This is a genomic window from Labrys sp. (in: a-proteobacteria) (genome assembly GCF_047605565.1).
In the GTDB taxonomy this organism is placed as follows: domain Bacteria; phylum Pseudomonadota; class Alphaproteobacteria; order Rhizobiales; family Labraceae; genus Labrys; species Labrys neptuniae.
In genome coordinates, this window is the sequence record NZ_JASGFM010000007.1 from 156,470 (window position 1) to 168,701 (window position 12,232).

Consider the following 12,232-nt stretch of genomic DNA (forward strand, 5'->3'; position numbering starts at 1 on the left):
GCCCCTCACCCTTACCCTCGCCCCGTTCTTACGGGGCGAGGGTAAGGGTGAGGGGCGGCGCAAGGCGGAAAGAAGCGTTTATTCTTGGATGTTTCGTGACGGAATGAAACGGCAATGCTGCGCAGCATTGCCGTTTTCGATTAATCGATCCACTACATGAAGACTTCGGAAGCCCTTGCCAACTCGGCCTGTGGATCAAGCCTCCCAGTCGGGCTGTTTCTTGGGATGGGCATCGGCAAAGGCCGGAAGGGCCTCGCAGGCGGCATGAACGGCCAGGAGGCGCGGCATGGCCGACAGGTCGGCGCCGAAGCGCTGGGCCGAGAAGACCTGCGGCACCAGGCAGATATCGGCAAGGGTCGGCGTCTCGCCGAAGCAGAAGGTCGAAGGCGCGCGCCGTGCGAGCAGCGTCTCGCAGGCGGCAAGGCCCTCGATGATCCAGCGCTGGCACCAGGCATCGAGCGCTGCCTGGTCCGCCGCGAAATTGGCCTTCAGATAATCGAGGACGCGAAGGTTCTGCAGCGGATGCACGTCACAGGCGATGATTTGCGCGAAGGCCCGCGCTTCAGCGCGCAGGTTCGCTCCCTGCGGAAGCAGCTTCGGCCCCGGCCGCGTCTCGTCGAGCCATTCGATGATGGCGAGCGACTGGGTCAGGCGGAAGCTGCCCTCCTCCACCGTCGGCACCAGCGCCTGCGGATTCAGGGCCCGGTAAGCCGGGGTCTTCTGCTGCCCGCCATCCTTGCGCAGATGGACCGACGAAAATTCGTAGGCCACGCCCTTCAGGTTGAAGGCAATGCGGCAGCGATAGGCCGACGAGGAGCGGAAATAACCGTGGAAATGGATCATTCCGCTGCCCCGATCGTCAGCTCGATCGGATCGAGGCCATCGATGCCGCCGGTGATGACGTCGCCGGCCACCACGGGCCCGACGCCGGCCGGCGTTCCGGTCATGATCAGGTCGCCCGGCTGGAGATGGTAGTAGTGCGAGAGATGGCTGACGATCTCCTCGACCTTCCAGATCAAATCGGCGAGATGGGCCTCCTGCTTGGTCTCGCCATTGACCGCCAGATGGATGCGCTGCGGCCCGATGGCGGCGAAATCGGACACCTTGGTCACGGCGGCGAACACGGCGGATTGCTCGACATCCTTGCCGAGGTCCCAGGGGCGCTGCTTGGCGCGCGCTTCGAGCTGGAGATCGCGGCGCGTCATGTCGAGGCCGCAGGCATAGCCATAGATCGCCTTGGCGGCCGCGGCGCGATCCGCCTTGAAGACCGGTGCGCCGATGGCGATCACCAGTTCCATCTCATAGTGGAAATTCGAGGTACCGGGCGGATAGGCGACCGTCGCGCCGCTCTGCTCGGCGGTCAGCGCCGATTTGGTGAAATAGAACGGGGCTTCGCGGTCCACTTCCACCCCCATCTCGGCGGCATGGGCGGCATAGTTGCGGCCCACGCAGAAGATGCGGTGGATGGGATAGGCCGCTGCCTCGCCCTTCACCGGCACGGTTGGCCAGGCGGGGGACGCAAACAGGTTCGTGCTCGTCATCGGTTTGTTCCTTTTGCTGTGATGCCAGCGACGCTTGGGGAGCGGTGCGAAATAGGTCGGGCGTTTCGAGGGGCCGCTTCCGGGTGCACGGGCATCTTGCCCGTTCTTGAAACCGCGGCGTTTGCTGGTCACCAGAAAGTACGGGCAGGATGCCCGTGCACCCGGAGAACCGGTTACTTGTTTCGCGCGCCCCTCTTAGCCCCGGAATTCGGGCGGCAGGTCGCGCAATCGTGTTCCATTGTCGAGTTCGAGCGCCCCGCGCCAGAGCCGGCGCGCGCGCTCCATCGCCGTGGCGCGCAGGGGTCGCAGAGCCCCACCGGCGTCGGCGGCAGGCACGTCCCAGCCGCTGCCCGGCAGGTCGCGCCAGACCACGTTGAGATGCACGGCGGCATGGTCGAACAGATGGCGCAGCGCCCTGGCGGGCAAGGTGGCGCCGAGCGCGATGTCGTCGATCCGCCCGGCCTCGCCGTCATAGAAAGGCGGGATCGGCTCGCCTGCCGTCGCCGCCTCCGCTTGCCGGCTGATCGCCCGCGCCTGATAGGCGACGTCGCAGATCACATGCGCCCGGGTCCAGCCGGGCGTACGGGAGGGTGCGTAGAGCGCGGCATCGCCGAGTTCGCCGAGCTTGCGGGCGAAATAGGCCGTGCCCAGCCGGGCGAGCCGCAGATCCTCCGCCGGCGCCTCCGGCGCATCGTAGCGCGCACCGAGCCCCTGCCGCTCCTGCAGAGCCCGGCGGGCGGCGTCGAGATCGCTCATCAGTCACCGCCCTCGACCAGCGTGCGGTCGAAATTCAGGCGCTCGATGATGGGGGCATCGGAAAAGCGGAACAGGTCGAACGGGGTCTCGGCCTGGAGCGACCAGGCAACCCAGGAGGGAACCACGAAAATGTCTCCCTTTTCGAGTTTGTGCGTCACGCCCGCCATCACCACGGCGCCCCGGCCCTCGAATACCTGGAACACCGAGGAACCGACTTCCCGCCGCACCGCCGTTTCGGCGCCCTGGCGCAGGCGGTGGAACTCGGCGCGGATGGTCGGCATCACGTCGCCGCCGGTGGTCGGGTTGACATAGCGGATTGCGGCATGGCCCTGCTCCACCGTCGCCGGCTGGCCTTCCTCTTCGAGCAGCAGCTGCTCGGTGAGTGCGCGGTCGGTATACTCCCAGCGATAGGCGCCGATGGGCGAGGACACCGTGTTCTGCAGCCCCGACAGCGGGCGCAGGCCCGGATGGCACCACAACCGCTCGCTGCGCGAGAACCGCGGCGTAGCGTAATCGGTCACGCGTTCCGAACCGAATTCGAAGAAGCCGACATCGTTCTGGTAGGAGAAGGGAATGTCGAGGCCGTCGATCCAGGCCATCGGCTGGTCGGTTTCGTTGTGATGGCCGTGGAAGTTCCAGCCCGGCGTCAGCAGGAAGTCGCCGCGGCTCATGCGCACGGGATCGCCGTTGACCACCGTCCAGACCCCCTCGCCCTCGACCACGAAGCGGAAGGCGTTCTGCGAGTGGCGGTGTTCGGGCGCCGTCTCCTTGGGGCCGAGATACTGGATGGCGCACCAAAGGGTCGGCGAAACATAGGCCTCGCCACCGAGGCCGGGATTGGCGAGGCCGATGGCGCGGCGCTCGCCGCCCCGGCCCACCGGCACGAGATCGCCCGATGCCTGGGCCAGCGGGAACAGATCCGCCCATCTCCAGACATGCGGCACCGCCTTGGGACGGGGATGGTGCGGCATCAGGTCGCCGAGCTGGGTCCAGAGCGGATTGAGGTGCTGATCCTTGAAATCGGCATAGAGCTTGCGCAGTGCCGGCGTATCGTCCGGCTGCATCGCATTGGCCATCGTCGTTTCTCCCTGAATAAATTAGTACGTATACTTACTAATTGAGATTGTCAATGGTTGTCGCGATTGCGGGCCACTGATAGGAAGCGGACATGGCGTTCATCCATCACCTTCCCGGCCACCTGATCCGGCGGCTGCACCAGCTCTCCGTCGCGACGTTCACGCAGAAGACGCAGGAAGCCGGCTTCGACCTGACCCAGCTGCAATTCGCGGTGCTGTCGATGCTCGAAGAGAACCCGGAAATCGACCAGGCCACGCTGGCCATGCTGGTCGACATGGACAAGGTGACCATCGGGGACGTGGTTTTGCGGCTGGAGACGCGCGATCTGATCCGCCGGGTCGTCAAGAAGACCGACCGGCGCGCGCGAACGCTCACTTTGACCACGGGTGGCAAGGCCCTGCTGGCCGATGTGCGCCCCCTGGTGGTCGCGATTCAGGACGACATTCTCGGCTCGCTGTCAGCGGAAGAGAAAACCAGTTTCATGGCTCTCGTCACCAAGGTCTGCCGGCCAGCCGATTGAGCGTCTTTCGTGATTGAGGCTATGGTGCCTAGCCATCCAGAGCCGATCGCAAGAGCGTGTTGCTCCAGCGGGAAAGGTCCCAATGCCGAGCGCCGATACGTCTCCAGCCGCCAAGGGGCACGACGCGCGGCGCTTGTTCGCCTCCCAGGCCAGCCTCCACAAACTCGAGATCTTCTGCATGGTCTGCGACCTGCAGAGCGTAACGCGCGTGGCCGAGCGGCTGCGCATCGCCCAGCCCGTGGTCAGTGCGCATCTGCGCTTCCTGGAAGACAAGGTCGGCGCCAAGCTGTTCGAGCGCAGCGGACGGCGCCTGGTCCTGACGCGCGAAGGCGCCCGCGTCGAGGCCTGGGCACGAGACATCGTCACCCGAACGCGTGAACTGGAGCGCGAACTGGCGCTGTCGGGCGACGGCGAAGCCGGCAGCGCCGTGGTCTCCGCCTCCATGACGGTCGCTTCCTACGTGCTGCCCCCGCTGTTCGCCGCCTTTCGCCGGACCCTGCGCGAGGGCGGCATTACGGTGCAGGTCTCCAACCCGCAACTCGTCACCGCCAGCGTCAGGGACGGGTCCTGCGATTTCGGGCTCTGCATTCTCGATCCCCGCCATGATGTCGACGGCCTCAGCGTCGAGAAGCTGTGGACCGAGCAGCTGGTCTTGGTGGTTGCGGCCGACAGCACCCTGGTCGGCGATAGCGCCGACGCCGAAACCATCGCCAGCCTGCCCTTCATCTCCTCGCCCCGCCAGCAGGTGCGGCGCGAACTGGAAGAGGATGCCCTCTATGCCCATGGCATCCGGCATCGCGAGGTCATCCTCGAATTCGGGCATCCGGAGGCGATGAAGCAGGCAGTGCGCCATCATGCCGGCGCGGCCTTCGTACTGGAAAGCTGCGTGCGCGACGAACTGGCCAGAGGCCTGCTGCGGCAGGTCGAGACACCGGGCCTGGACCTACCCGTTCCCGTCTTCCTGATCTACAAGCGGGGCAAGGCCTTCTCGCGGTTCCAGTCGCGGCTGATGGACTTCGTGCGGCAGGCTGCCGGCGACGGCCGGCTGCCGAGTTTCGAGCCTCCTGCGGCAGCAGGGTGACGGGCTGAGGATGCGTCCGTCGATAAACGAAGCGAATTGGCTTGGCCTTTGTCATTGCCGGGCATGAAAAGACAAGGGTGGTGCTTCAACTATCTCGGGACGATGCCCAGGGCTCCGAACTCGAGTTAACGAGGCACGACTTTACCCTCCCCTGGAGGGGGAGGGTCGGCCTGAAAGGCCGGGGTGGGATGAAAATGCGCGATTCTTGATGATGAAAAAGGCCTCTTCTTGCGAAGTAGCCACCCCACCCCGACGCTACGCGTCGACCCTCCCCCTCCAGGGGAGGGTAAAGTTGCGCCTCATCCTCTGAAAACAATCTTCGTTAGCCTGAATTCGGAGCCCTGGGACAATGCCCGAGCAAGCCCATTCGCCATCCATGAATGCATAGGCATTTGGCTATGTACCGACGCGAATTATATATTGGATTGTCGTAAAGCCCGGGCGTAGAACCCGATCCATGCTCGCGGGGAAAGAGAGCCCCGCGCCGGGACAGAATCCGATCTCAAGCGCGCTTCCAGCCGCTGTGCCAGGCACGGCGGCCCTCGCGCTCGGCCACGGATCACCCGGTATCAAGCTGGGAGGAAGGCCATGTATCTGGGTGTCGACATCGGCGGCACGTTCACCGATCTCGTCCTCTTGGACGAACAGGGGGGCCTGGTCACCACCAAGGCCCTGTCCACGCCGGGCGAGTTGGAGGTCGGCGTCTTCAATGCGGTGCAGGATGCCGCTGCGCAACGCGGCATGACGGGCGAGGAATTGCTGGCCCGCGTCGTCGCCTTCGGCCACGGCACGACGCAGGCGACCAATGCGGTGATCGAGCGCGACGGCGCCCGCACCGGCCTCATCGCGACCCGCGGCTTCGGCGATACGCTGGCGATCCAGCGCCTGATGGGCTTCACCGCCGGCGTGCCGGTCGACCGCCTCGGCTGGTATTCGCGCCGGCGCTATCCCCAGCCGATCGTGCCGCGCCATCTGGTGCGGGAGATCCGCGAGCGCGTCGACCATGCCGGCAAGGTGCTGGTTGCGCTCGACGAGGACCAGGTGCGGGAAGCCGTTCGCTCGCTGGCGAGCGAGGGCGTGCAGACCTTCGCGGTCGCCTTCCTGTGGTCGTTCCGCAATCCCGAGCATGAGCGCATCGCCGCCCGCATCATCGGCGAGGAAGTGCCAGGGGCCTATGTCAGCCTGTCGAGCGAGGTGGCGCCCGTCATCGGCGAATATGAGCGCACCGCCACCGCCGCCCTCAATTCCTACCTCGCCCCCAAGGTCGTCTCCTATCTCGACGGCATCGAACAGATGCTCAGGAAGCGCGGCTTCAAGGGCGCCTTTTCCATCCTCAATTCGGCCGGCGGCGTCATGCCGGTCGCCGAGGCCGCGCGCCGGCCGGTGACGCTGGTCACCTCAGGCCCGACAGGCGGGGTGATGGGCTCGGTGCACCTGGCCAAGAAGCTGGGCTATCGCAATCTCATCACCACCGACATGGGCGGCACTTCCTTCGACGTCGCCATCGTGGTCGACGACAAGCCGCTGATGTCCACCAATCACGAGGCCGGCGGTTTTCACATCGCCACGCCGATGATCGAGGTCCGCGCCATCGGTGCCGGCGGCGGTTCGATCGCCCGCGTGGTCGACGGCCAGCTGCGCGTCGGGCCGGACAGCGCCGGCGCCCGGCCGGGACCGGTGTGCTATGGGCGCGGCGGCAGCCTCGCCACCGTCACCGACGCCGATGTCGTGCTCGGCATCATCGATCCCCAGACCTTCCTCGGCGGCAAGATGAAGCTCGACAAGGCAGCGGCATCGGCCGCCATCGACGAGCAGATCGCCAAGCCGCTCGGCCTCACCACCGAGGAGGCCGCCGCCGGTATCCGCCGCATCGTCGACGCCCAGATGGCCGATACGCTGCGCGAGGTCACCATCGGCCGCGGCCATGATCCGCGCGACTTCGTGATCTTCGCCTATGGCGGGGCCGGCCCGGTCCATTGCGCCGGCTATGGCGCCGAGCTCGGCGTGCCCAAGATGGTGGTGCCCGTCACCTCCATGGCGCATTCGGCCTATGGGGCGCTCGCCGCCGACCTGCAATTCGCGGTCGAAAAATCGCTGTTGATGCGGGCCGGCGGTGGATCCCGCACGCCGGCCGACGGCCTGGTCGCCTCCGAGATCGCCGCGGCCTTCGCAACGCTCGAAGCCGAATGCCTGGACGCCATGCGCCGGGCCGGCGTCACCGGCGAGGACGTCCAGCTCCTGCGCACGGCCGATCTGCGCTATCGGCGCCAGACCAATGATCTCATCATTCCCGTGCCGGCTGGCGAGATCGCCGCCGCGACGCTGGACGACCTCGTCGCACGCTTCGAGGCCACCTATGAGCAGACTTATGGCAAGGGATCGGCCTTCCGCGAGGCCGGCCTGGAATTGACCAATGTCCGCGTCGAGGCCTTCGGCAAGGCGCGTCGGCCCGAAATCGCCCTCGTGGCCCCCTCGGGCGAGCCGACGGTCGGCAGGCGCCGGATCTTCGAGCCCGTCGCCGCCGCGTGGATGGAGTGCGCCGTCTACAATTGGCGCGAACTGCCGAAGGATTTCACCGTCGTCGGCCCCGCCGTCATCGAGCATCCCGAAACCTCGGTCTTCGTCGCGGCCAGCCAGATTGCCCGGCTCGACGCCACCAGCAACATCACCATCGAGCAGCGTTAGGAAGACTGCCATGTCTACAACTGACAACGCCATCGATCCCATCACCTTCGAGGTCGTGCGCAACAAGCTGCAGGCGATCACCGAGGAACAGGCGATCACGCTCAAATCGGTCTCCGGCTCGCCGGTGGTGACCGAGGCGACCGACTTCAACAACGGCCTCTATCTCGCCGACGGCTCCATCGTCACCATGGGTCCCCAGGTGCTGTTCCACACCGGCACGATGTCCTCGGTCATCCGTTCGATCAATGCCGAGTTCGCCGAGAATCCGGGCATCCGGGAGGGTGACATGTTCATCCTCAACGATCCCTATCGCGGAGCCATCCACCAGCCCGACGTCTCGATCGTCGCGCCCATCTTCCATCAAGGCCGCCATGTCGCCTGGGCCGGTTCCTGCGCCCACCAGCTCGACGTCGGCGGCATGAGCTTCGGCTCCTGGGCCATCGGCGCCACCGAGATCCAGCAGGAAGCCATGCTGCTGCCGGGCATCAAGCTCGTCGAGAACGGCGTGCTGCGCCAGGATCTGTGGCAGATGATCATGGGCATGACCCGCCTGCCCCATGTGCTGGGGCTCGACCTCAAGGCGATGATCGCCGCCAACACCGTGGCGGCCCGCCGCCTGGTCGAACTGATGGACCGCTATGGCGGGGATACCGTCGAGACCATCATGGCCGAGGAGATCGCCAGTTCCGAGCGCCAGATCCGCCAGGTTCTTTCAACTCTACCCGACGGCATCTTCCGGGCTCGCGACTATATCGAGCATGACGGCCATGAGAACGTGCTTTACCGCGTCTGCGTCACCGCGACCAAGAAGGGCGATCGCCTCACCCTCGACATGACGGGCACCTCGCCGCAGGCGCCCGGCTTCATCAACTGCACGGCCTCGGGCATGCGCGGCGCCGCCCTCACGGGGCTGCTGCCCATCCTCGCGCCGCGTATCCGCTGGAACGAGGGCATCCTGCGCGCCGTCGATTTCGTCGCGCCGGAGGGCATCCTGTGCAACGCCTCCTGGCCGGCGCCGATCTCCTCGGGCACGATCTCGACGGCCTGGATCGTCCAGAACGTGGTGGTTTCGGCCCTGTCGCGCCTCGTGGCCTGCTCGCCCGATCATGCCGGCGAGAGCCAGGCCGTCACCAAGGGCCACATGATGGTGATGACCCTGGCGGGGCAGGACCGGGATGGCGCACCATTCGGCACCTTCCTGCTCGACTCCACCGCCGGCGGGGGCGGTGCCTTCCCCGACCATGACGGCCTCGACGGCTCGGGCGATTTTTGCGTGCCGCGCCCGGCCATCGCCAATGTCGAGGCCAATGAGGCGAACGGGCCTTTCCTCTATCTCTTCCGCGCCTTCGTGCCCGACAGCGGCGGCCCCGGCCGCCAGCGCGGCGGCGCCGGTGCCGCCCTCGCTATCGCACCCTATGGCACCGACGCCCTGCAGGCGATGATGCTGGGCCATGGCGTGGAGGTGCCCAATGCGGTGGGCCAGTTCGGCGGCCTGCCCGGCGCCTGCGGCCGCAACGTCATGCGCCGCGACGCTGGCGATCCGGCCACGCTGGCAGGCCTTGCCGGCGATCTCGACGAATTGCTGGCTACCGGGGTCGATGAACTCGGCCCCAAGCCCGGCCGCATGCGCCTCAGCTCGCGCGACGTGCTCGGCTATGCCTTCCAGGGCGGCGGCGGCTATGGCGACCCACTGCTGCGCGATCCCGCCGCCGTGCTCGGCGATGTCGCCAATGGCCATGTCAGCCTCGCGGCTGCCGCAGCCCAATATGGCGTGGTGATCGCGCAGAGCGTCGTCGACCGCAAGGCCACCGACGAAGCCCGAGCCGCGATCCGCATCCGGCGTCTGGGCGGCACCTCGCCGACACGGGCAGCGGGCAAAGGCGAGCTTGCGGTCGCGGACGGTCGCTTTGCCTGCGGCTGCGGCTGCGATCTCGGCCCTGCCACGGCAAACTGGAAGGAGAAGGTGCGCAGCTATCGCGTCGAGCCGGAGACCTATGGGCCGCATATCCGCACCCATGCCGATCTCGAACTGCGTGAGCATGTCTGCACCGCCTGCGGCACCCTGCTCGAGGCCGAGGTCGTGCGCAAGGACGAAGCTTCCCTGGTCACGCTGCAGCTCGAAGCAGCCGCCTGACCCACCGGCAGGAAAGGAATTCATCATGCAACCTTATCCTTCACAGGGCGCTGTCGTCGTCACCGGTGCCGGCCAGGGCATCGGGCGCCGGCTCGCTCTCACGCTCGTCGGCGAAGGCGTCGATGTGTGCATCGCCGACTGGAACGAGGAGAAGGGCCGCGCGGTGGCCGAGGAGGACACGCCGGGAACCGGCCGGCGCCTGTTCGTGCGCACCAATGTCGCCGATGAAGCCAGCTGCCAGGCCGCCGTCGACGCGACGCTCGCAGCGTTCGGCGGCGTGTTCGGCCTCGTCAACAACGCCTCGATCTTCTCGACCCTCAAGATGCGTCCCTTCTGGGAAATCCCCTCCGACGAGTGGGACCAGGTCCAGGCCGTCAATCTCAAGGGCGTCTTCAACATGACGCGAGCCGCCCGTGAGGCCCTGGCCGCCTCGGGCGAGGGCTCGGTCGTCAACGTGGCGTCCTCGACCATCCTGTTCGGGCGGCCCAATTATGCCCATTACGTCTCGTCCAAGGCGGGCGTGATGGGCCTGTCGCGGGCGATGGCGCGCGAGCTCGGCGGCCAGGCGATCCGGGTCAACACGCTGACGCCGGGCCCGACCTTCACCGAGGTCGAACGGGCCACCGTCACCCCCGAGCAGAAGGCCGCGATGATTGAGCAGCAATGCCTCAAGCGCGCCGGCGGCCCCGACGACATCGCCGATGCCATCGCCTTCCTGCTCTCGCGCCGGGCCCGCTGGATCACCGGACAGCTCCTCAATGCCGATGGCGGCATGATCACCCATTGATGTCAGGCACCCCGCAGGGGCGGCCGGAAAGAGCACGCAGACATGGCTTACGCGATAGAACAGGACAGGATGCTGATCGGCGGCGAACTGGTCCACGCCTCGGGCGGCGAGTTCGACCTTTCCATCAACCCCGCCACCGAGGAGGTGATCGGCCGCTCGCCGCGCGGCACGGCCGAGGATGTCGAGCGCGCCTTTGCCGCTGCCGATGCCGCCTGGCCTGCCTGGGCCGCTCTCACCCCATCCGAACGCGGCGCCCGCATGCGCGCCTTCGGCAAGGCCTTGCGTGCCCGCGCCGAGGACTTCCTGAGGATCGAGGTCGCCGATACCGGCAACACCATCACGCCGATGCGCGGCGATGTCGGCCATGCCGTCGACAGCCTGACCTACTATGCCGGCCTCATTCACGAACTCAAGGGCGAGACCATTCCGGCCACGGCCGAGAACCTGCATCTCACCCTGCGAGAGCCCTATGGCGTGGTGGCGCGCATCGCGCCCTTCAACCACCCGCTAATGTTCGCCGTCGCCCGCACCGCCGCCATGCTGGCGGCCGGCAATGCGGTGATCGTCAAGCCGCCGGAAACCAGCCCCCTGTCGGCGCTGCTGCTGGCCGAGGTCGCGCGCGAGGCCCTGCCTGCGGGCGTGTTCAACATCGTCACCGGCCCCGGCGCCACGGTGGGCAACGCCATCGTCCGTCATCCCGGCATCAAGCGCATCGCCTTCATCGGCTCGCCCCAGACCGGCCGCGCCATCCAACGATCGGCGGCAGAGGTGGCCGTCAAGCATGTGACGCTGGAGCTGGGCGGCAAGAATCCCCTGATCGCCTTTCCCGACACCGATCCCGACATCATCGCCGCCGCCGCCGTACGCGGCATGAATTTCAGCTGGCAGGGCCAATCCTGCGGTTCGACCAGCCGCCTGCTCCTGCACGAGGACATCCACGATGCCGTGCTCGAACGCGTGGTTTCGGCGGTTGCCGGCCTCAGGCTCGGCGATCCCTTCGACCCCGCTACCGACATGGGCCCTGTCAATTCACGCATCCAGCATGAAAAGGTGCTGTCCTTCTTCGAAACCGCCAGGCATGACGGCTCGCGCCTGATGACGGGCGGCCGCAGGCCTCCAGGCGAGCGCTTCGCCAAGGGGTTCTGGGTGGAGCCGACGGTCTATGCCGACGTCAAGCCCGGCATGCGGCTGTGGCAGGAAGAAGTCTTCGGCCCCATCCTGTCGGTCGGGCGCTGGAAGACGGTGGATGAAGCGGTGGAACTCGCCAACAGCACCGAGTATGGCCTGACCGGCGCGGTGTGGACCAACGATATCCGCAACGCCCTCAACGTCGCCCGCAGGATCCGCTCCGGCCATGTCTGGATCAATGGCTGCTCCAACCATTTCCTCGGTGTTCCCTTTGGCGGCATGAAGAATTCTGGCGTCGGCCGTGAGGAAGGCATCGAAGAGATGATCTCCTACACCGAGGCCAAGACCATCAACATCATGCTGGGGTGAGCGAACAGCCCGGCATGGCCATATTGCGCTCCCGATCATCTCCAGCTCTTCGATCGCCGGCCGATCCAGGACAGGCGGTCCTGCACTGACAAGGTACGGTCTTCGCTGGATAGCTACTGCTTTTCCATGCCCTCGAATCTCAAGCTGGAATGTC

Annotated in this window: 10 protein-coding genes; 6 read left to right on the forward strand and 4 right to left on the reverse strand. The window is 66.6% G+C overall.

Annotation, left to right across the window (positions count from 1 at the left end):
• Positions 1-195 precede the first annotated feature (195 nt).
• The 4 genes from maiA to QM672_RS09830 all read right to left on the reverse strand — a co-directional run bounded on the left by maiA (position 196) and on the right by QM672_RS09830 (position 3,373).
• Entirely contained in the window at positions 196-843 is a 648-nt protein-coding gene (gene maiA, locus QM672_RS09815; RefSeq protein WP_415082237.1) for a maleylacetoacetate isomerase, read from the reverse strand.
• Positions 840-1,541 carry a fumarylacetoacetate hydrolase family protein gene (locus QM672_RS09820; protein WP_415082239.1) on the reverse strand — a complete coding sequence of 234 codons (702 nt, stop codon included), beginning with the start codon at positions 1,539-1,541 and terminating at the stop codon, positions 840-842. The genes maiA and QM672_RS09820 overlap by 4 nt, the downstream gene beginning before the upstream one ends.
• Positions 1,542-1,736: 195 nt before the next feature.
• Complete coding sequence (locus QM672_RS09825; RefSeq protein ID WP_415082241.1) at positions 1,737-2,297, reverse strand: maleylpyruvate isomerase N-terminal domain-containing protein; 561 nt, start codon at positions 2,295-2,297, stop codon at positions 1,737-1,739.
• Positions 2,297-3,373, reverse strand: coding sequence for a cupin domain-containing protein (locus tag QM672_RS09830; RefSeq protein WP_415082243.1), 1,077 nt, complete (start codon positions 3,371-3,373; stop codon positions 2,297-2,299). Before QM672_RS09830 ends, QM672_RS09825 begins: the two co-directional genes overlap by 1 nt.
• A gap of 92 nt (positions 3,374-3,465) precedes the next feature.
• Here QM672_RS09830 and QM672_RS09835 point away from each other — a divergent pair, with 92 nt between their 5' ends.
• From QM672_RS09835 to QM672_RS09860, 6 genes are all read left to right on the forward strand, one after another.
• The gene (locus QM672_RS09835) at positions 3,466-3,894 is read left to right on the forward strand and encodes a MarR family winged helix-turn-helix transcriptional regulator (RefSeq protein WP_367625769.1); all 429 of its coding nucleotides are present in this window, start codon (positions 3,466-3,468) and stop codon (positions 3,892-3,894) included.
• Positions 3,895-3,976: 82 nt separating this feature from the next.
• A complete protein-coding gene (locus QM672_RS09840) occupies positions 3,977-4,975 on the forward strand; it encodes a LysR family transcriptional regulator (protein WP_149250248.1) in 999 nt (332 codons plus the stop codon).
• 588 nt (positions 4,976-5,563) lie between these two features.
• Positions 5,564-7,660, forward strand: coding sequence for a hydantoinase/oxoprolinase family protein (locus QM672_RS09845; RefSeq protein WP_415082246.1), 2,097 nt, complete (start codon positions 5,564-5,566; stop codon positions 7,658-7,660).
• A gap of 10 nt (positions 7,661-7,670) precedes the next feature.
• On the forward strand, positions 7,671-9,794 hold the full coding sequence (locus tag QM672_RS09850; protein WP_415082248.1) for a hydantoinase B/oxoprolinase family protein: 2,124 nt from the start codon (positions 7,671-7,673) through the stop codon (positions 9,792-9,794).
• 25 nt (positions 9,795-9,819) lie between these two features.
• A complete protein-coding gene (locus QM672_RS09855) occupies positions 9,820-10,581 on the forward strand; it encodes an SDR family NAD(P)-dependent oxidoreductase (RefSeq protein ID WP_187829380.1) in 762 nt (253 codons plus the stop codon).
• A 42-nt stretch (positions 10,582-10,623) separates the two neighbouring features.
• The gene (locus tag QM672_RS09860; RefSeq protein ID WP_415082250.1) at positions 10,624-12,078 is read left to right on the forward strand and encodes an aldehyde dehydrogenase family protein; all 1,455 of its coding nucleotides are present in this window, start codon (positions 10,624-10,626) and stop codon (positions 12,076-12,078) included.
• The last annotated feature ends 154 nt before the right edge of the window (positions 12,079-12,232 follow it).